This is a genomic window from Segeticoccus rhizosphaerae (assembly GCF_005222685.1).
Taxonomy (GTDB): domain Bacteria; phylum Actinomycetota; class Actinomycetes; order Actinomycetales; family Dermatophilaceae; genus Segeticoccus; species Segeticoccus rhizosphaerae.
This window is the reverse complement of sequence record NZ_SWMA01000005.1, coordinates 204,208-224,067: the sequence shown is the minus strand read 5'-3', so window position 1 is coordinate 224,067 and position 19,860 is coordinate 204,208. Positions and strand designations below refer to the sequence as shown.

18 protein-coding genes and 2 riboswitches are annotated in these 19,860 nt (G+C 70.5%); of the genes, 11 read left to right on the top strand and 7 right to left on the bottom strand.

Annotated elements, in window-relative coordinates; translation table 11 throughout:
* Positions 1-60: 60 nt before the first annotated feature.
* Entirely contained in the window at positions 61-531 is a 471-nt protein-coding gene (locus FCN22_RS06475; RefSeq protein ID WP_137120714.1) for a phosphatase PAP2 family protein, read from the bottom strand.
* Between the two features lie 106 nt (positions 532-637).
* Here FCN22_RS06475 and cysS point away from each other — a divergent pair, with 106 nt between their 5' ends.
* The gene (cysS, locus tag FCN22_RS06470; protein ID WP_137120713.1) at positions 638-2,065 is read left to right on the top strand and encodes a cysteine--tRNA ligase; all 1,428 of its coding nucleotides are present in this window, start codon (positions 638-640) and stop codon (positions 2,063-2,065) included.
* A 14-nt stretch (positions 2,066-2,079) separates the two neighbouring features.
* A complete protein-coding gene (gene rlmB, locus FCN22_RS06465; RefSeq protein WP_137120712.1) occupies positions 2,080-3,048 on the top strand; it encodes a 23S rRNA (guanosine(2251)-2'-O)-methyltransferase RlmB in 969 nt (322 codons plus the stop codon).
* Positions 3,049-3,083: 35 nt separating this feature from the next.
* Here the strand turns inward: rlmB and FCN22_RS06460 are convergent, their stop codons facing one another.
* Positions 3,084-4,334: a DUF4032 domain-containing protein gene (locus FCN22_RS06460; protein WP_137120711.1), complete on the bottom strand. Its 1,251-nt coding sequence runs from the start codon at positions 4,332-4,334 to the stop codon at positions 3,084-3,086.
* Positions 4,335-4,396: 62 nt separating this feature from the next.
* Here FCN22_RS06460 and FCN22_RS06455 point away from each other — a divergent pair, with 62 nt between their 5' ends.
* Positions 4,397-4,978, top strand: coding sequence for a DivIVA domain-containing protein (locus FCN22_RS06455; protein ID WP_137120710.1), 582 nt, complete (start codon positions 4,397-4,399; stop codon positions 4,976-4,978).
* A gap of 91 nt (positions 4,979-5,069) precedes the next feature.
* Here FCN22_RS06455 and FCN22_RS06450 read toward each other — a convergent pair whose 3' ends face one another.
* Positions 5,070-6,152, bottom strand: coding sequence for an ABC transporter ATP-binding protein (locus FCN22_RS06450; protein WP_137120709.1), 1,083 nt, complete (start codon positions 6,150-6,152; stop codon positions 5,070-5,072).
* Positions 6,153-6,472: 320 nt separating this feature from the next.
* Between FCN22_RS06450 and FCN22_RS06445 the strand changes: the two genes are divergently transcribed.
* Positions 6,473-7,777: a sugar ABC transporter substrate-binding protein gene (locus FCN22_RS06445; RefSeq protein WP_137120708.1), complete on the top strand. Its 1,305-nt coding sequence runs from the start codon at positions 6,473-6,475 to the stop codon at positions 7,775-7,777.
* Between the two features lie 184 nt (positions 7,778-7,961).
* Here FCN22_RS06445 and otsB read toward each other — a convergent pair whose 3' ends face one another.
* Both otsB and FCN22_RS06435 read right to left on the bottom strand, forming a co-directional pair.
* A complete protein-coding gene (otsB, locus tag FCN22_RS06440) occupies positions 7,962-8,774 on the bottom strand; it encodes a trehalose-phosphatase (protein ID WP_137120707.1) in 813 nt (270 codons plus the stop codon).
* A complete protein-coding gene (locus tag FCN22_RS06435) occupies positions 8,771-10,219 on the bottom strand; it encodes an alpha,alpha-trehalose-phosphate synthase (UDP-forming) (protein WP_238384552.1) in 1,449 nt (482 codons plus the stop codon). Before FCN22_RS06435 ends, otsB begins: the two co-directional genes overlap by 4 nt.
* Positions 10,220-10,408: 189 nt before the next feature.
* On the opposite strand from FCN22_RS06435, the gene FCN22_RS06430 reads away from it, so the two are divergent.
* From FCN22_RS06430 to FCN22_RS06405, 6 genes are all read left to right on the top strand, one after another.
* Positions 10,409-10,843, top strand: coding sequence for a CBS domain-containing protein (locus tag FCN22_RS06430; protein WP_137120705.1), 435 nt, complete (start codon positions 10,409-10,411; stop codon positions 10,841-10,843).
* Positions 10,844-10,952: 109 nt separating this feature from the next.
* Positions 10,953-12,656, top strand: coding sequence for a serine/threonine-protein kinase (locus FCN22_RS06425; RefSeq protein WP_137120704.1), 1,704 nt, complete (start codon positions 10,953-10,955; stop codon positions 12,654-12,656).
* Positions 12,657-12,726: 70 nt separating this feature from the next.
* Positions 12,727-14,265, top strand: a complete 1,539-nt coding sequence (locus FCN22_RS06420) for a threonine/serine exporter family protein (protein WP_137120703.1) — start codon at positions 12,727-12,729, stop codon at positions 14,263-14,265.
* A 261-nt stretch (positions 14,266-14,526) separates the two neighbouring features.
* Positions 14,527-14,625, top strand: a riboswitch (cyclic di-AMP (ydaO/yuaA leader).
* A 32-nt stretch (positions 14,626-14,657) separates the two neighbouring features.
* Positions 14,658-15,542: a transglycosylase family protein gene (locus FCN22_RS22665; RefSeq protein WP_137120702.1), complete on the top strand. Its 885-nt coding sequence runs from the start codon at positions 14,658-14,660 to the stop codon at positions 15,540-15,542.
* Between the two features lie 375 nt (positions 15,543-15,917).
* A riboswitch (cyclic di-AMP (ydaO/yuaA leader) is annotated at positions 15,918-16,073 on the top strand.
* A gap of 7 nt (positions 16,074-16,080) precedes the next feature.
* Positions 16,081-16,779, top strand: a complete 699-nt coding sequence (locus FCN22_RS22510) for a transglycosylase family protein (protein WP_137120701.1) — start codon at positions 16,081-16,083, stop codon at positions 16,777-16,779.
* A gap of 142 nt (positions 16,780-16,921) precedes the next feature.
* Positions 16,922-17,809 carry a CoA transferase gene (locus FCN22_RS06405; protein WP_137120700.1) on the top strand — a complete coding sequence of 296 codons (888 nt, stop codon included), beginning with the start codon at positions 16,922-16,924 and terminating at the stop codon, positions 17,807-17,809.
* Positions 17,810-17,976: 167 nt separating this feature from the next.
* On the opposite strand, the gene FCN22_RS06400 is transcribed toward FCN22_RS06405, so the two are convergent.
* Together FCN22_RS06400 and FCN22_RS06395 are read right to left on the bottom strand one after the other, a co-directional pair.
* The gene (locus tag FCN22_RS06400; RefSeq protein ID WP_137120699.1) at positions 17,977-18,222 is read right to left on the bottom strand and encodes a helix-turn-helix domain-containing protein; all 246 of its coding nucleotides are present in this window, start codon (positions 18,220-18,222) and stop codon (positions 17,977-17,979) included.
* Positions 18,223-18,921, bottom strand: a complete 699-nt coding sequence (locus FCN22_RS06395) for a DUF2975 domain-containing protein (RefSeq protein ID WP_137120698.1) — start codon at positions 18,919-18,921, stop codon at positions 18,223-18,225. It lies immediately after the preceding gene.
* Between the two features lie 280 nt (positions 18,922-19,201).
* On the opposite strand from FCN22_RS06395, the gene FCN22_RS06390 reads away from it, so the two are divergent.
* Positions 19,202-19,795: a GNAT family N-acetyltransferase gene (locus tag FCN22_RS06390; protein WP_137120697.1), complete on the top strand. Its 594-nt coding sequence runs from the start codon at positions 19,202-19,204 to the stop codon at positions 19,793-19,795.
* Positions 19,796-19,860: the final 65 nt, after the last annotated feature.

Here is a 19,860-nt window from a genome sequence, read left to right as displayed (position 1 = left end):
CAACCAACCACAGGCTACGTTGACGGGTCAAAGTCGGACGCTCACCTCGTGGTCGACTTGTTACCTCGTACGGAGCGTCTGGAGGGCTCGCACGACGCCGACTGCGACCGCCGCAGCGACCACACCGACGAGCAGCCCGGCCCCGATGTCGAGCCAGTGGTGGACGTGCGCAGCCACCCGTGCCGCACCGATCAGGACACTCAGCGCAAGCATCACCACGCCGATGCTGCGACGGTGCGCGAGCACCACGAACGAGACAGCCGAGGCGACCGCAGTGTGGTCCGAAGGAAAGCCGTTGTCGGCGGGGTGGGCAAAGAGTGGGTGCAGCGCCGGGTCGACCACGAACGGACGCGGATCGACATACACCGCACTGGCGGCCTTGATGAGCGCGAAGGCAACAGCCAGCGCCAGCACCCCCTGCACCGCGAACCCCACCTTGTGGTGACGGGGCGAGAGCAACCAGGCGACCATCGCCAGCGCGGCGACGAGATAGATCGCGTCCTGTGCGACGACGGCAATGAGGGAGTCCACGATGAGACATCGTCCCGCAGTGTCCTGAGAACCGCATGAGAGGGGATGGGATGCTCGGCGCCGCCGGGTGGGCAGTGGGTGCTCCGGCGGCTTGTAACCTAGCCGGGTGAGCCTTCGACTGTATGACACCGCCGCGCGAGAGCTGCGCGACTTCGAGCCCCTCCACGACGACAGAGTGGGGCTCTACATCTGCGGGCTCACGACCCAGGGCGCTCCGCACATCGGCCACATCCGCTTTGCGGTGGCCTTCGACATCCTGCGGCGGTGGCTGGCCACGGGCCATGGCTACGACGTGACGCTGGTGCGCAACGTCACCGACATCGACGACAAGATCCTCGCGAAGTCGGCCGGCGCGGGGCGAGAGTGGTGGGCCTGGAGCTACCAGTTCGAGCGCGAGACGAGCGAGGCGCTCGAACTGTTGGGAGTCCTGCCGGCCACCTACGAGCCGCGTGCGACAGGTCACATCCCCGAGATGGTCGAACTCATCGAGGCACTCATCGCCGCCGGGCACGCCTACGTCGCCGAGGACGGCAGCGGCGACGTCTACTTCGACGTGAAGAGCTACGCGGCGTATGGCGAGCTGACTCACCAACGCCTCGACGACATGGAGCCGGCCCAGGACGCCGACCCGCGGGGCAAGCGTGACCCGAGGGACTTCGCCCTGTGGAAGGGGCACAAGGAGGGCGAGCCGGAGTCGGCGAGCTGGCCGACGCCCTACGGCCGCGGACGTCCGGGTTGGCACCTGGAGTGCTCGGCGATGGCGCGCAAGTACCTCGGCGACACCTTCGACATCCACGGCGGTGGAGTCGACCTGCGCTTCCCGCACCACGAGAACGAGCAGGCTCAGTCGCACGCCGCAGGGCTCGGGTTCGCCCGCTACTGGCTGCACAATGCCTGGGTGACGATCGGCGGGGAGAAGATGAGCAAGTCGCTCGGCAACTCCCTGATGGTCAGCGAGATCACCAAGACCGTGCGGCCCATCGCGCTGCGCTACTACCTCAGCGCCGTCAACTACCGCTCCACCATCGAGTACCACGAGGGTTCCCTCACCGAGGCGGAGGCCGCCGTCGAGCGGATCGAGGGCTTCCTGCGGCGTGCCCTGGACGACGAACAGGAAGTGCAGGCAACGCCGTTGCCCGACGACTTCGCGGCCGCGATGGACGACGACCTGAACGTGTCCGGCGCGCTGGCGGTCGTCCACGAGACCGTGCGGGCGGGCAACACCGCGCTCGACGAGGGCGACGACGACGAAGCCGCACGTCTCGCGTGGTTGGTGGTCGGCATGACCGAGGTGCTCGGGGTGAACCCTCTCGACCCGCGGTGGAACGGCACGTCGAGCCGCACCGCCGACGACGCCATGTCGGCCCTGGACGCGCTCGTCACCACACGGCTCGCGGAGCGGGAATCTGCTAGAGCAGCAAGGGATTTCGAAACTGCTGACTTGGTCAGGGACCAGCTCACGGCGGCGGGGATCGCCGTCGAGGACACCGCCTCGGGAGCGCGCTGGTCGCTGCCCCGACGGACCGACGCCTGAAAGGCGGACAGAACATGCCCGGGAACTCCTCGCGTCGCGGCGCGGTCCGCAAGGGCTCCTCCAAGAAGGGGCCGTCCGCCGGCAGCGGCGGGGCGCGGCGCAAGGGACTGCAGGGCCGCGGTCCGACTCCGAAGGCCGTCGACCGCCCGAAGCACCAGGCGCACAAGAACGCTGTCCGGGCGCAGAAACGCTCCGACGCGTCGGGAGCGCGCGGAGGATCCCGCGGGTCCCGCCGCGGCAAGGGCTCGAGCGAAGTGGTGGCGGGCCGCAACTCGGTGCTCGAGGCCCTTCGCGCGGAGGTCCCGGCCACGACGATGTACGTCGCGGGCCGGGTCGAGTCGGACGACCGGGTCCGTGAGGCCGTGAAGATCGCGACGCAGCGCGGCATCCCGATCCTGGAGACACCGCGCGGCGAACTCGACCGGTTGTCAGACGGATCCGTGCACCAAGGACTGGCGCTGCAGGTGCCGCCCTACGTGTATGCCGATCCGCGTGACCTGGTGAACCCGGAGGCCCCGGGAGCGCCGCTGCTCGTCGCGCTGGACGGCATCACCGACCCGCGCAACCTCGGCGCGATCATCCGCTCCGTCGCGGCCTTCGGCGGCCACGGCGTCGTCGTGCCGGAGCGCCGCTCGGCGGGGATGACGGCCAGTGCGTGGAAGACGTCGGCCGGGGCCGCGGCCCGGGTGCCGGTGGCGTTGGCCAGCAACCTGACCCGGACGCTCGAGGCCTACCGCAAGGACGGCTTCTTCGTGCTCGGCCTGGACATGGACGGCGACGTCGAGCTGCCCGGACTCGAGCTGGCCACCGAACCCCTGGTGGTGGTCGTCGGTTCCGAGGGCAAGGGGCTCTCGCGCCTGGTGAGCGAGACCTGTGACCAGATCGTCTCGATCCCGATGTCGTCGTCGGTGGAGTCCCTCAACGCGGGCATCGCGACGGGGGTTGCGCTCTACGAGGTCGCCCGGCAGCGCGCTCGCGCCTGATCGACCTTCCCACGCGGGGAGGAGCGGCGTGTTGGTCAGCGCTCGATCGGCCGGGCGCGCACCGGCATCGCCTGCGTGTCGACTCCGACGACGGAAACCTCGTCGGGTTTGGTCGGCAGGACGCTGTCGAGATAGTCCTGCAGAGCCTCCATGATCGGGACGTCGTGGCCCTGGCGCTCGGACATGAACCACCGGTGCTCCAGCACCTCGTGGAAGACCTCGGCCGGCTCGAGCTTCCCGGTCAGTTCGGCAGGCACCTTGCGGGTGACCGGCTCGTAGACCTTGGACAACCAGTCGTGGGCGACGAACTCCTCGTCGTCGCCCTGCCGGTCGGTCGCGGCGCGGTAGGAGTCGAGGTCGTTGAGTAGACGGCGGGCCTGGTTCTCCTCGACGTCGAGGCCGGTGAGCCGCAGCAGCCGACGCGAGTGGTGGCCGGCGTCGACCACCTTGGGCTGGATCTGGATGTGGGTGCCGTCGATGTCGGTCGACATGGCCAGCTCGTCGACGTCGAACCCGAGCTCGTTGAGCCGCCGGATGCGCTCGTCGACCCGCCACCGGTCGCCCAGCTCGAAGCGCTCCAGCTCGGTCAGCTCCCGCCACAGCTTCTCGTAGCGGGAGACGATCAGCGCGGAGGTGTCGACCGGGTCGACGGAGGCCTCGAGCAGACCGCCCGCGGACAGGTCCATCAGCTCACCGGCGATGTTGACCCGCGCGATCTCCAGGTCGTGGTCGCGCTGACCGTCCGAGAGGCGACTCTGGAGCTCTCCCGTCTCGGCGTCGACGAGGTATGCCGCGAAGGCGCCCGCGTCGCGACGGAACAGCGTGTTGGACAGCGACACATCGCCCCACCAGAAGCCGGCGAGGTGCAACCGCACCAGGAGCGCGGCCAGGGCGTCGATCAGCCGTCCGACGGTGTCGGGACGCAGGGTCTGGCTGAACAGCGCCCGGTAGGGGAGGGAGAACCGCAGGTGACGGGTCAGCAGGCACGCGTCGAGCGGATGCCCGTCGGCATCGACCCGGTCGCTGATCACGCCGATCGGCTTGACACAGGGCTGGTCGAGGCGGCGCAGGGAGCGGAGCATCTGGTACTCCCGCCGGGCCAGGTCGGCCTTGATCTCCTTGACCGCGATCACGCGGCCGGACAGCTGGACGAACCGCACGACGTGGCGCGAGATGCCGCGGGGCAGCGCGGCGAGGCGCTCCTCCGGCCAGTCCTGGAGGGGGACCGACCAAGGCAGGTCGAACAACGCCTGGTCGGGTCGTGCTGCCGTGATCTGCGGGGCCACGGGCCCTATCGTGGCACGATTGTCGATGGCCCAACCAGAGGCGACCTCCGAAGGAGGACGAGATGACCGATGGCAACAGCCCGTCAAGGCTCGGCTCGAACGAGGTGCGCAAGGCAGTCCTGACGACCCGTCGCGGTGGCTATGACCAGACCGAGGTGGACGCGTTCCTCGAGGAGGTGGCCGACGAGCTCGACCGCCCGGTGGAGCGTCGGACCCTCACGGCACAGTCGGTCGCGGACCAGGTGTTCGGGTCCGTGGCGTTGCGGCAGGGTTATACCGAGCAGGAGGTCGATGCCCTCCTCGACTCCGTGGTCGAGCGGCTGAGGTCGGACGAGCTCGCCGCCGCGGCACAGGCGGCGGCTCGTCGCGAACCAGGTCCCGCCGCCCCACCGGCTCCCGCCGGATCACCAGCCGGTGCGCCGGAGGCGGTCGGGCCCGCCGCCCTGCCGTCGTTCGGCCCGGGTGACGCGGCGGGAGAGACGGAGGAAGCCGACGTTTCCGACGACGTCGAGGAACCGGACGGTGAAGACCGACCGGATCGGGCCGAGCGAGCCACGGGGGCGGCCCCTGCCGGCGGCACCACGTCCCAGCCGACCTCGTGGCTGCGGCGGGTCACCGGCCAGCTGCGGCACCGCGGGAGGTGAGCGGACGGCATACCAACGTGGCCGTGCTCGGCCCCAGCCGCCTCCAGAACCTTCGGAGGCGGCCCGGACCGAGCACAAACGCGGAAGCGCGTCAGACCGAGATGCGTTCGCCCGAACCGGCGTTGAACAGGTGCAGGTGTGCGGGCTTGGGAGTCAGGTGGATCTGGGCGCCCTTCTCGGGCGGCGTGCGGCCGTCGACGCGCGCGATGATCTGGGCGTCCTCGCCCGACTCCGTCTTGGAGGTGCCGTAGATGTAGGCGTCGGCGCCGAGCTCCTCGACCACGTCGACCGTGACCGCGAGGCCGGTGCCGTCGTCGCTGAGGGTGAGGTCCTCGGGCCGGGCCCCCACGATCGCCCGGGACCCCGCTTCGGCGAGGTGGTCGCGCGGGATGGGCAGCGCCGTGTTGCCGAACTTCACCCCGCCGTCGACGACGGGCACGTCGAGCAGGTTCATGGCGGGGGAGCCGATGAATCCGGCGACGAACACGTTGTTGGGGTGGTCGTACATCTCGCGCGGGGAGGCGCACTGCTGCAGGATGCCGTCCTTGAGCACCGCGACCCGGTCGCCCATCGTCATCGCCTCGACCTGGTCGTGCGTGACGTAGACGGTGGTGACCCCGAGTCGCCGCTGCAGTGAGGCGATCTGGGTGCGGGTCTGCACGCGCAGCTTGGCGTCGAGGTTGGACAGTGGCTCGTCCATGAGGAAGACCTGGGGCTGCCGCACGATCGCGCGCCCCATCGCGACACGCTGCCGCTGGCCACCCGAGAGCGCCTTCGGCTTGCGGTCGAGGTAGGCCTCGAGGTCGAGGATCTTGGCGGCCTCCTGGACGCGCTTGCGGATCTCGTCCTTCGGCTTGCCCGCGATCTTGAGTGCGAAGCCCATGTTGTCGGCCACGCTCATGTGCGGGTAGAGCGCGTAGTTCTGGAAGACCATGGCCACGTCGCGGTCCTTCGGGGACAGGTCGGTGACGTCGCGCTCCCCGATCAGGATGCGGCCGTCGTTGACCTCCTCGAGGCCGGCGAGCATGCGCAGGCTGGTGGACTTGCCACAGCCGGAGGGGCCGACGAGGACGAGGAACTCGCCGTCCTCGATGTCGATGTTGAGCTTGTCGACGGCCGGGGTGTCGGAACCGGGGTAGACGCGGGTCGCTTCGTCGAACGTGACGGTAGCCATGGCAGATCAAACCTTCCTTCACCGGCAGGAACGTGCCGGACGATCCGTTGTAAAGGCGGTGACCGCACGCGGGCGCGTGGGCCGGTGCCTTGCATCTTTGCTCATGACGGCTCCGTGCGCCAGAGGTCACCTGGTCCGTGTCCGGCCGGGTTGCCCCGGTCCGCCAGCTTCCTCCGTGACCCGGCTGTCACAGAGGCGTTATCCAATAGTTGCTCCCTGTGCACAGGAACGGGCCCGAGGACAGGGAGGATTGACGGGCGCCCTCCGGGGCGCTTCCGCAGGCCTTCCCCACGCTTTCCGCACGGCACGAGGAGAACCCGATGTCGCGACGTCCAGGTCCGTGTGGACCCGTCGTCGCGGGTCTGCTCCTGCTGCTGGTCGGTTGCACGCCCTCGCACGGCTCGACCGCGTCGACGGCAGCCACCGACCTCGCGGCGGCGCCGGGGGTCGGCGTCGACCGGCCCCGCTCGCCGCAACCGCTCGTGACCGCGGCTCCGCGGGCCGACCTGGTCATCTGGGCGCCGCCCGACGTCGCGGCAGCGCTGCGCCCCCGTGCAGAGGACTTCGGCAGGACGCGCGGGGTCAGCGTCACCGTCGAGTCGGTCTCGGACGTCCGCTCTGCGCTGCAGGACGTGACGGCACCCGAGAGTGGGCCGGACGTCTTCCTGGGGCCACACACCTGGCTGGGCGAGATGGAGCAGCAGCGCGTCATCAGCCGGGTCACGCTGTCCCGCAACCAGCAACGTCGGCTCGCGCCGAAGGCGTTGGCGGGGGCCCGCTACGACGGCCAGCTCTGGGGGGTGCCCTACGCGATCGCCAACCTGGCCCTGGTGCGCAACACCGATCTGGCTCCGCAGGCGCCCCAGACCTACGAGCAGCTGATCGCGAACGGGCGCCGGCTCAAGGCCGAGGGCAAGGTCAACCGGATCCTGTTGCAGAGCACCGGCAGCACCGGGGACGTCTACTCGGGCTATCCCTATCTGCGCGCCTACGGCGGTGGCATCTTCGCCAAGACCCCGAACGGCCAGTACTCACCCGGCCGGCTCGTCCTCGACAGCCCCGCGTCCCTGGAGGGCGCCCGTCGGCTCGCCGAGCTCGGCCGCGAGGGCGTCATCCAGCCGGACGTCGACAACACGAATGCGGTGCCCCTCTTCGGCGACCGCCACGGGGCCTACCTCGTCACCGGCGCCTGGTCGGTACCGGTGATCCAGGCGTCTGGGGTTCCCTACGCGATCTCCCCGCTGCCGGCCCTGCCCCGCGGTGGCAAGCCCGTCCCCCTGCTCGACGTGGACCTGTTCTACGTCTCCGCGACGGCGCAGAGCCCCAAGCTCGCGCAGGAGTTCGTCCGCGACTGTGCGACGCGTCGGGACGTGCAGGTGCGGTTGGCCAGGGCGACGGGTCTCCCGCCGGCGCTGACGGCCGCCTACCGCGACGTCGCTGCCCGGGACCACCACTACGCCGCGTGGTTCGACGCCGGGCGCGACGGTGACCCGGTGCCCTCGGTGCCGGCGATGCAGGCGGTGTGGGGACCGTTGGGGCAGGCCTTCGCCGACATCGTGGCAGGCAAGGACCCTCAGCACAGTCTGACGGCTGCGGCCCGGCAGATCTCCTCCGACCTGCCCTGATCCTCGCTGGCGACCACACCCTTTCCCGCTGGCTCCTTCGGTGACCACGGGTGCCTCGGGGCGGTTTCCGTCATCGTTACCCAATCGGCTCGCTCGGAGTACCTGTTCCTCCCCGAGCTGATCGTGCGAGGGTCGACCCAGTCACCGGCCGGAGAGAGCCACTCCCGTCGGGCCTGAGCCGGGCTCAGCGGCCTTGGCCCGCAGTGCGCAGACGCAGGAAGGTCTGCAGTACCTCGAGGACCGTCGCGACGTCCGGGACGCGGTGGCTGGCGCCGGTCTCGCCCTCACCCACCTTGATCGTCAGATCTCCGTCGTCCGGTGACAGCACCTCGAAGGCCCGCTCGTCGGTGACGTCGTCGCCGATGTAGGCGGTGGCCCGAACCCCGCGTGCCGCGGCGAGCGCGCGCACCGCGGCGCCCTTGCTGGTCTCCACGACCGAGAGCTCCACCACGTCCTTGCCCGGCAGGACGTGCACGCCGGTATGCCGCGTGGCCACCTCGCGCGCGGCGGTCGCCGCGTGTGCCGCGACCTCCCCGTCCACGTCCCGGGTGTGCAGCGCGACCGCCGTGGCCTTGTGCTCGATGCGCACGGGAGGATGGGCTCGCGCCACGGCCTCCAGGTCGGCCGTCACGGCGGCGAGGCGCTCGGTCACCGAGCCATCTGCCGAGGAATCTGGCTCAGTGCCAACGGATCCCGCGAGAACGGGGTCGCTCGACTCAGCACCGTGGCTGCCGATCAACGCGATCGGTTCGTCAGGGGCGACCCCCGTGAGCCTGGAGAGCGTTGCCAGGTCCCTACCCGACACGACCGCGGTGGTGACGCCGGGCAGGGCGGCGGCAGCACGCAGCGCCTCGATCGCCCCCGGGGTGGCGCGTGCCTGCATCGGGTCGGTGACGAACGGTGCGAGGGTGCCGTCGAAGTCGACGCCCAGCAGGACCGCGGGCCGGGCCGCGAACGTGACGAGCGCGGCATACAGCTCATCCGGCAGGAGGGTCACGCCGACTTCCCGTGACGACCCTGCCGTTCCGGTCGCTCGGGGGCGCTGGCCAGGGCCTCCAGGTAACGCTGGGCCCAGCGTTGGACGTCGTGGTCGGCGACTCGCTTGCGCAGGGCGCGCATCCGGCGGCGTCGGTCGGCTTCCGGTGCCCGGACCGCCCGCATGATGGTCTGCTTGAGCCCCTCGATGTCGTGGGGATTGCAGACGAAGGCCTGGTGCAGCTCGCGGGCCGCGCCGGTGAACTCGCTGAGCACGAGCGCTCCGCCGAGGTCGTGCCGGCACGAGACGTATTCCTTGGCCACGAGGTTCATCCCGTCCCGCAGCGGTGTCACCAGCATGACGTCGGCCGCGAGGAACAGCGCCGCCATCTCGCTGCGCGGGTAGGAGTGGTGCAGGTACTGGACCGCCTGGGCCCCGATCGGCGAGTGCTCGCCGTTGATCCGGCCGACGGTGCCCTCGACCTGCGTGCGCAGGTTGCGGTAGGCCGCGACGCGCTCACGGCTCGGCGTCGCGACCTGGAGCAGCGCCGTCTCCGGCGGGGCCACCTCGCCGTCGCGCAGCAGCTCCTCGTAGGCCTTCAACCGGTGCCGGATGCCCTTGGTGTAGTCGAGTCTGTCGACGCCGAGCATGAGGATCTCGGGGTCACCGAGGGACGAGCGGATCTCGGCGGCCCGGGCCTTGACCTCCGGGGTGCGGGCCAGCTCGTCGAGTCCGTTGAAGTCGATGGAGATCGGGATGGCGCTCGCCCGGACCGTGTGTGCCTCGCCGTCATCACCGTGGGGATGGTGGGTGACGGTGTCTCCCTTGGTGGGGAGGCCGACGAGCCGCCGACAGGCCCGCAGGAAGTTCTCCGCGTCGGCGGTGCGCTGGAACCCCAGGAAGTCGGCGCCGAGCAGGCCCTCGACCAGGCTCTGACGCCACGGCAGCTGGGCGAACAGCTCCACCGGGGGGAAGGGGATGTGGTTGAACCAGCCGATCCGCACGTCCGGCCGCAGCTCGCGCAGCATGGCCGGCACGAGCTGCAGCTGGTAGTCGTGCACCCAGACGGTCGCTCCCGGTGCCGCCACCCGGGCGGCCGCCTCCGCGAACCGCTGGTTGACCGCGCGGTAGGCGTTCCACCAGAAGCGGTGGAACGTCGCGCTCACGATCACGTCGTGGTAGATCGGCCACAAGGTCTCGTTGGAGAAGCCCTCGTAGTATTGCTCGACCTCTTCGGCGGACAAGGCCACCGGCTGGAGGTACATGTCGTTCTCGACGAACGGCTCCGGCGCCTCACCGGCCTCACCGGCCCAGCCCACCCAGGCGCCGTCACGGCCCGGCATCACGGACTCCATGGCGGTGACCAGGCCACCGGGGCTGGTGCGCCACTGCTCCGTCCCGTCCGGGTCGACGACCCGGTCGACGGGGAGGCGGTTGGCCACCACCACGAGATCGAAGGTCCTCACGCGGGGACGGGCCAAGACGGTCACCTCTGGTGTCTGGGAGGGGGGACGGTGGACGCAGGGCCAGTCTAGTCGGGCGACGCCGAGGTCGCCCGGTGTCGCGCGACAGCCCCGGAATCCTCGAGAGCCCCGGAATCCTCGAGCCGGCGCGGCGGCTCTGGCGGCGCGGCGGCTTTCGGGCTACCGTCGAATATGCGCATCTCCGACGTGATCCGACGCAAGCAGGACCCCGGGATCGTGACCATCGGTCCCGGTGAGACCGTCTCGGCCCTCCTCGCCCTGCTCGAGGAGCACCGCATCGGTGCCGTCGTCGTGACCGACGACGGGACCACACCTGCCGGCATCGTCAGTGAACGTGACATCGTCCGGCACCTACACTCCGACGGCGCCGCGCTCCTCGACGCCACCGTGAGCTCCATCATGACCAGCGCGCTGCAGACCTGCACCCCCGAGGACGACCTCGACACGCTGGCGCGGCAGATGACCGAGCACCGCGTCCGGCACGTCCCCGTGCTGCGAGACGGCCGGCTCCACTCGATCGTCAGCATCGGCGACATCGTCAAGAACCGCATCGACGAGCTGCAGGACGAGCGGGACCAGCTGGTCGGGTACATCCACCAGCGGTGACCCGCGCGGCGCGCGGGGTCGGGCGTCGGCCGCAGCGGGCCGAGCCGGTGCCGCGGCGCTGCGGCAGGTCGGGTGCAGGTTGCGGCCCACACGGCATACCGTGGAGTCCATGACCATGGGGGCCGCGCCCGAGAGCGAGCAGATGACCGACCCAGCCGACTACGAGCGCCTGGGCCCCTATCGACTGCTCCAACGCCTGGGCGAGGGTGGCATGGGAGTCGTCCACCTGGCCCTGGACCCCTCGGGTCGGGCCGTGGCGATCAAGGTGCTGCGTCCCCACATCGCACACGACGAGCAGGCCAGGCGCCGGCTCGCCCGCGAGGTCGAGACCCTGTCGCGGGTGCGCGACCCGCGCGTGGCCGCGGTCCTGGACGCGGACGTCGACGGTCCGCGGCCCTACGTGGTGACCGAGTACGTGCCCGGCCCACCCCTCGACGTCGTGGTCGAGACCGACGGGCCGGTGCAGGGCGAAGCCTTGGTCCAGCTCGCCCGCGGACTGCTCTCGGCGCTGCGCGCCATCCATGCGGCCGGCGTGGTCCACCGCGACCTCAAGCCCGGCAACGTCCTGATGGTCGACGGCGAACCGGTCGTGATCGACTTCGGCATCGCCCACGTCGCCGACGACGTGCGGCTGACCAGCACCGGTCTCGTGATGGGGACGCCGGGTTATCTCTCGCCGGAGGTGGTCGAGGGGGGATCGGTCACCGAAGCGACCGACTGGTGGGGCTGGGCGGCGACGCTGGCCTACGCCGCATCCGGTGACGCACCCTTCGGCCGTGGCCCGATGCCTGCGGTGCTCGACCGGGTGGGCCGGGGCCAGGCCGACCTGTCCCGGGTGGACCCACGACTCGCCCCGCTGCTGGACGCGGCCCTCTCGCCCGACCCGGCCGAGCGACCGGGCGCGGACGAGGTGATGGCCGCGATCGAGCGGTATGCGAACGGAGCCCCCTCGACCATGGTCCTGCCCACCCACCCGGAGTGGGTGCCGCGCGGATCCGGCCACGACGACACCGTGGTGCAAGGGGGGCAGGACTCCTTCCCAGAGGGTGCCGACCCGTATGGCGCGCCGGGCGCGTCGCCCGCCCAGCAGGGATGGGGACCCCAAAGCGAATCGGCAGCGCGTTGGGAGGACAGCCCGCCGGAGTCCGACTGGCAGGCGGCCTGGGAGACCAGTCCCGGCCAGCCCGATCCCCGGATCGGCCAGCCCATGCGCAGCGGCACGCTGGCGGTGGTCCTCGCCCTGGTCGTCGCGCTGGGTGCGGTGCTCCCGCTGGTGGCCGCCGCCCTCGTGGTGCTGTGGTCGCTCGCAGCCCGGTTCGCAGACCGTTCGGTGACCTCGCTGGTGCTGCGCCGCCACACCGCCGGCCACCGGCGCAGCGACGTCCCGCTCGCCGTGGCCGCCAGCCCCTGGCACCTGCTGCGTGCCGCGCTGGCGACCGTGCTGGCCCTGCTGCTGCCGGCGTTCGTCGCGCTGGCCACCGCGTTGAGCACCGCGCTCGGGCTTGCGGTGGCACGGGGGGGCGATCCGGACCCCGAGCGCGCTCTGCCCGTCGCGGCGGGCCTGCTGCTCGGGCTGCTGATGATGTGGTGGGGGCCAGGCGGGGCCTCGCTGCGGCGCGGTTCACGCAGCCTGGTGCGGGGCTCGCTGCGCCGACCCATCGTCTCGACCTGGGTCGTGGCAGCGTTGGGGGTCGCGGCCGCCGCGCTGGCGCTGTGGGCCTGGCAGCGATCCGGGGTGCTCGACTGGTGGCCCCTGCAACGCCAACAGCTGCCGTTCGCCTCGCTGCTCGACACCAACCCGTTCACCCGGTAACGGTGTCGCAGCCGGTGGTGCGCGGCGCAGCGCTCAGCCGGCACCCGGCTTCAGTGGTTAGCGTGGGTCCATGACCTCGGACCGGACGCCGCGACCGCCTCACGACGGCTCCGGCTCCCGTGACGAAGAGGACGAGGGGCCGATCTCCTCGCGGCTGCGCCATCCGTTCTCGACGCGCGCTCGGCAGCGCATCTTCCGGGCCGAGCTGCCCACGGAGCCGATGCCCCTGGTCGACTCACTGCGCCGGACGCCATACCGCGATCCACGGCGCATGTCGATGGACGAGGAGCAGGAGGTGCACGACTCGCTCGACCTCGCGGTGCGCGTGGGCGAGCTGATGCTGCGATGCGGCGCAGGCACCCGTGACGTGGAGTCCAGCGTCGCCGCGGTGGCCGCCGCGAGCGGCATCGAACGGCTGGAGATCGACATCACCAACCAATCGCTCCTGGTGCAGTGCGTGCGCGAGTCCGGGCGACCCATCACGGTGCTGCGAGTGGTGCGCTCCTCCTCGAAGGATCTGGCTCGCCTCGTGGCGGTGCACGAGTTCGTCGAGCGCCTGGTCGCCGGCGGGTTCGATCGTGCCCAGGCGAAGAAGGAGCTGCGGCTCATCCGGCGCGCGCCGCGGTTCTGGCCGCGGTGGACCGTGTCGGTGGCGTATGGCGTGCTGGCCGCCGCTGTCGCGACACTGCTCGGCGCGGGCCTCCCGGCGATCGTGGCAGCACTGGTCTCCAGCGTGCTGGTCGACCGGGTCGGCATCATCCTGTCGCGGCACGACCTGCCCGCCTTCTACGTCTCGGCCGCCGGGGGAGCGATCGCCACGGTGTTCGTGTGGGGTGCCTTCGCGCTCGGCACCACCGGCGCCTACACGATGACCACGCAGGACTTCGCCTACAGCGTCGCGGGCGGCATCGTCGTGCTCCTGCCGGGGAGGGCGATGGCCTCGGCCGTCGAGGACGCCGTGACCGGTTATCCCGTCACCGGGGCCGGACGGTTGTTCGGGGTGGGGCTGACCAGCGCCGGGATCATCGTGGGGGTGGCGGCAGGCCTGTCGCTCACCCTCCGGGTCGACCACGGGCTCGATCTCGGGCTGGTCTCACCGACCAAGCTGTCCTTCGGCGAGCACGAGGCCGGGCTCTGGATCAGGTTGCTCGCAGGGGGCATCGGCGCGGCGGCCTCGGCCGTGAGCATGCGCACCCGGCGCCGGCTCGTCCTGCCGACCGCCGCGATGGGGGCCGGCGGCCTGCTCGTGGCGGACCTGCTGCACGCCACCGGGGGCATCGGCTCGATGACGGCGCTCGGGCTCGCCTGTGCCGCCATGGGTTTCGTGGGCCGCCTGGTGGCCCTGCGGATGGGTGCGCCGGCGCTCGTGCTGGTGATCCCGGCCATCTCGCCGCTGTTGCCTGGTCTGCGCATCTTCCGTGGCATGTACGAACTCGTCTCGGGGTCGGTGGTCGGCCACGGCGAGGCGCTCGCGACCACCGGTGTCACGACCCTGCTCGGGGCCTCGGCGACCGCGCTGGCCATCGTGACGGGGCTCGTCTTCGGCGACGTGGTGGCGGCCCCGTTCGATCGCCGTATCGTGAGGCGCCGGCGTGCACGGCGTCGGTGACGCGGCCCTCGCGTCGGTGGGCCGCGGAACGGTGATGAGATGGGGAGGCGCCGCGACGTGATGAGCACGACACGCCCCACGTTTGGCGATCGGGGCATCATCACGTAACGTTTTGGTCACGCCCTTCGATGTTAAGGGCGTTCCGGTCGGGGCCGGAGCAGCAGTTCCAACTCCATACCGACCAAACTCACATCACGTGTGTGTCCGCAGCGCCAAACCTCGTCGGCGGACACCTTCCGGGACGTCCGGGCACAGACGAGGGTGGGGGACCCACCAGTGGCGCAGCACTGCTGCGCCTAGGGGTGAAGCCGGCGGAGCCGGCCGGGCACCTGACAGCCCGAACCCGACAGCTCACCTCACCGGCGCCCGTCAGGAAGGAAAACCTCCCCCTCATGCGCTACACCCCTAAGCACGCTGCGCCCAAGAGCGGCAGCACCACTCGTCGCGTCGCGGGCGTTGCCCTCGTCGGCGCCGCCACCACCGTCGCCGGCATGGGCTTCGGCGCCGGCGCGGCCCACGCCTCCGGCGTCTGGGACCGTGTCGCTGCCTGCGAGAGCGGTGGCAACTGGTCGATCAACACCGGCAACGGCTTCTACGGCGGCCTTCAGTTCACCAGCAGCACGTGGCTGGGCTACGGCGGCGGCGCCTACGCGTCTCGCGCCGACCTGGCGTCCAAGTCCGCGCAGATCGCCGTGGCCCAGAAGGTCCTCGCCAGCCAGGGCCCCGGGGCCTGGCCGGTCTGCTCGGTCCAGGCGGGTCTGTCCGGCTCCAACGGTGGCTACAGCGCCCCGGCGCCGTCCACGGACACCTCCTCGCGGAGTGACTCGAGCAGCTCGTCACGCAGCTACGACCGCACCACCCCGCTCGAGGCCTTCAACGGCACCGAGCAGGTGTCGCGTTTCTCCGCCGGTGCCAACGTGCGCTCCGGCCCGAGCACGGCCTACCGTGTGGTGGACTACGCGCCGTCCGGCACCACCGTGAGCGGTGTCTCCAACGGCGCGTGGATCAAGACCTCCAGCGGTCACTACGTGTCCGTCGCCGTGACCCGCGCGGCTGCGCCGGCCCCCGAGGCCGCCCCGGCCCCGAAGGCGGAGTCTCCCAAGGTCAACAAGAACGACGTCAAGGAGATCACCGTCCGCAAGGGTGACACCCTCGGCGAGATCGCCGAGAAGCACGACGTCAAGGGTGGCTGGAAGGCCATCTTCAAGCTCAACAAGGGTGACATCGACGACCCGAACCTGATCTTCGTGGGCCAGGAGATCAACCTGCCCAAGTGATCACCCTTGGGTGAGACCTCCCTGCAAGAGCCCCGCGGCGCACGGCGCGCCGCGGGGTTTTTGCGTGCCCGAGCATGGCCCGGCACGGCACACCTGACCGGCCCCGGAGGGCCGGATCCGACGGCGGGATCTGCGCGCAGATGTGTCAGAAGTGACGCATGTGTCGGCGTGTCGTCCATGGGTTTTAAGGGACCTGAGATATAGGAGGGGCTTGTCAAGCAGCGTGACCTTCCCGTAATGTGCGGCGTCGCACGCCCTCCGTCGCAGGAGTGCGGGCGCCCGGTCGGGGCCGGAGTGCAGGCGCAGGACCCTCAACTCCATAGCAGCTCCCATGACCCACAGCGCGTGCGTGGCCCGCAGCACCGAACCTCGTCGGCGGCCACCTCACCGGAAATCCGGGCACAGACGAGGGTGGGGGACCCATCTTCGACGCGGCAGCCGGTCGCGCCTCGGGGTGAAGCCGGTATGCCGGCCGGGCACCTTCCAGCCCGAACCCGACAGCTGACCCCACAGGCGCCGACGGAAGGAACCACGCCTCATGCGTCCCACCACACCCCTGCGCCCATCCAGACCAGGCGCGACCCGCCGGCGGCTGGCCGGCGTCGCCCTGGCCGGGGCGGCGACCGCGGCCGCGAGCGTCGGAATCGGCGCGCCTGCCGCCCACGCCTCCGGCACGGTCTGGGACCGGGTTGCCGCCTGCGAGAGCGGCGGCAACTGGTCGATCAACACCGGCAACGGCTACTACGGTGGCCTGCAGTTCTCCTACACCACCTGGCGTGCCTTCGGCGGCACGGCATACGCCTCACGCGCCGACCTGGCCACCAAGTCCGAGCAGATCGCCATCGCCCGCAGGGTGCTTGACCGGCAGGGTCCAGACGCGTGGCCGGTGTGCTCGCAGCGGGCCGGGCTGACCCGCGCCAACGGTGGTGCCACCGGCGACACCTCACGCAGCGAGACGCGCACCTCGCCCTACCAACAGCTGGTGGTCGACGGCATCCTGGGGCCCAAGACCAAGAAGGCCATCCAGCGCTGGGTCGGCGTCACGCAGGACGGCATCATCGGACCCATCACCAAGCGAGCGCTCCAGCGCAAGGTGGGCGCCTACCCCGACGGCATCATCGGGCCCAAGACGGTTCGAGCCCTGCAGTCCAAGATCGGCGCCCGGCACAACGGCAGCCGCTACCTCGACCGCGCCACCGTGCGGGTCCTGCAGTCCTACCTCAACAGGCACCTCTGAGCGCGGTTCCGATCGAGCGGTCGACGAGCAGCGCTGGAGGAACGAGCGCCCGAGCTGGTGCACCGCGGGTGTGCTGAGCAGGTCACCGACGGTGTGATCGGTGGAGCTGGGGCCAGCAGTGCGTAGGACGCGAGGAGATCTGATGTCGACGGAGCCGGGTGCGCCGCTCGCGGCTGTCACGGTGGTCTCCTTGGCGACCAACCTCCCCGGCCCGGTTGCGGCGGCGCGGTTGGTCTCGCTGGGCGCGTCGGTCGTGAAGGTCGAGCCGCCTGCCGGGGACCCGCTCGGGATGGTGGTGCCGAGCTGGTACGACGAGCTCATCGCCGGCCAGGAGGTGATCACCCTCGACCTGAAGGACCCGGGCGGCCGTTCTACCCTCGAGACCGAGCTGGCCTCGGCCGACGTGCTGCTGACCTCGATGCGCCCCTCTGCGTCGGCACGGCTGGGCCTCGTCGACGCGGTGGCGCGCCACGGCCTCGTGCTTGTCGAGATCGTCGGCTATGAAGGCGAACGGGCCGAGGAGGCCGGCCACGACCTGACCTACCAGGCTGCGCGGGGCATGGTCCTGCCGCCGGCGATGCCTCTCGTGCCGGTCGTCGATCTGCTCGGCGCCGAGCATGCGGTGTCTGCGGTGCTCGCGGGGCTACGCCGACGTGACCTGGGCGAGGCGGCACCGCACCTTCGCGTGGTGCTCGACGAAGTGGCCGGCCAGGCCTCCGCCACGGTCCGCCACGGCCTCACCGGCCCCGGGAACGCCCTCGGCGGGGCGTCGCCGACCTACGGCATCTACCCCTCTGCGGACGGATACGTCGCGGTCGCCGCGATAGAGCCGCACTTCGCAGGGCGTCTCGCGCGCGGCGTGGGGGCGACCCGCGAGGAGCTCACCACCCGATTCGCCGGCGATTCCAGCGCCCATTGGGAGGCGCTGGGCCGCTCGCTCGACATCCCGATCGTCGCACTGCGCGACCCACGCAACGGCGTGCCGGTCCAGACCTCGACTCCGGGCGGACCGGCCGCCGCGCATCAGTAGAGCGTGACCGTGGGCAACCATGACGGCGCCCGGACGGCGGCACCCGCCGCAGGAGGATTCGCAACGTCTCATCAGGGTGGTTTCGCGGAGGCGAACGCTGAGGCGACGTCCTGTGGCACTGACCGGTCAGCCGTGACACTCCCGCTCCGACCGACTCGGCTCACTGGTCATGCGCTTTGGTCATGCGCTGCGATGCTGAACAGGTCGCCCACCTGGCATCGAAGGGCGGTGCAGACTGCGACGAGTGTGGTGAACCGGACGGCCTTGGCCTTGTTGTTCTTCATGATGGACAGATTGACGATGGAGACCCCGACCCGGTCTGCGAGCTCGGTCAGCGTCATCTCGCGCTCGGCGAGCAGGTCATCGAGATGACAGACGACGCGGTTGTCCTCGTCGAGGTCTGCCGGCGGCACTCAGACCAGTCCCGCGACATCGTCGCGCAGTCGGACACCGACGCGCCACGTGGCAGCCAGCGCCAGGACGGCGATCCCGGCACCCAGCGGCCACAAGGGCACCGTGGACCACGGCATCGCTGCATCGACCTTGCCCGCGACTGTCGAAGACGACAACATCCACACCCGCACGAGGTGGCTCGTCACGATGAACAGGTAGGGCCCCACGAGCAGCACGACGCCGATCAGCGCCAGGCGCGAGGCGTTGGCTCCCGTGAACGGGTCACCGTCTACAGCGGTGGAGACCATGCGCCCCAGGATGAACCACAGCACTCCCACCGCGATGACAGGTAAGGTCAACAGCAGCGCCCAGGCCAGCAGGGGCAGGAAACCCGGGTCCCAGAACGTCACGACGCCCGCGCGAGTGCCACCGGAGTACTCGCCCCAGCCCTGGGGCGCGACCCCACCGCCACCGAAGCCGCTGAGCTGGGCAGGGGTGTCCTGCCAGTGGTCCTCATGCACGAGAACCGGCGTGGAGGGCACCAGGTGGAAGACCCTGAGTCGATCCTGCAGCCAGTCCGGCAATTGGCTGAAGGGCAGGGGGCCGCCGAGCCAACTGAACTGCGACATGAACCCGTACGTGGCAGTGACCGCCGACATGAGCCCCAGACTGTGCAGTACGACGCGCGCCACGACCAGAGCGCTCACCCGGCCAGACATCTCAACAACCCTCCTGCGAGGCCGACGACTTAACGAACTTCATTAAACCTGGCCAGGTGGGAATTCGCAACGTTTTTCGTTAAATACTGCAGCTCGTGACGCCTTCGACCTCGGACGTCGCGTCTTGCTGAACGGTTTCGCGCCCGGCCTTGGCGTCGCGAGGGATAGAGCGAGCACGGGTCCCATCGCCGAGCAGCTCGAGGCGGCGCTCGACGTGGACCGATGACGGGGTCGCTGATCCGGAGGTGCATCGTCCGGTAGCCGTTCTACGGCGGGTGCCATGAGCACCGACACGACGTTCGAGGTCAGCCCCCTGACTACCGAGACCTGGCCGGGGTTCGACGCCCTCGTGCAGCGACACAACGGAATCTTTGGCGGCTGCTGGTGCATCTGGTTCCATCCCGACGGTCCCGAGCGCGGGCAGGGGGCCGAGGCCAACCGGGAGCTGAAGAAGCGGTACGTCGAGGCCGGCGCCGCCCACGCGGCGCTGGTGATGGATGGGGAAGAGGTCGTCGCGTGGGCGGAGTACGGCACGCCGACCGAGCTGCCCACCATCCACCATCGCAAGCAGTACGACGCCGAGAAGGACGGCGACCCCGACTACCGGATCACGTGTGTCTTCGTTGACAAGAGATACCGTCGCCAGGGCATCACCGAGATTGCGATCCGGGGGGCGCTCGACCTCATCGCGCAGGCCGGTGGCGGTGTGGTCGAGGCCTATCCGCACGACCTGACGCACCAGACGAAGAAGATGTCGTCATCGTTCCTCTACAACGGCACCCGCCGGCTCTACGAACGACTTGGCTTCACCTACGTCCGGCCCAAGGGGTTGAAGAACTGCGTGATGTCGATCAAGGTGCCTGCGCAACCGTGACACGGATTCAGTCAGGAGATGGCGTTCCCCTGCATGGACCGCCAGAGGAGCGTCGGGCGGGCCGT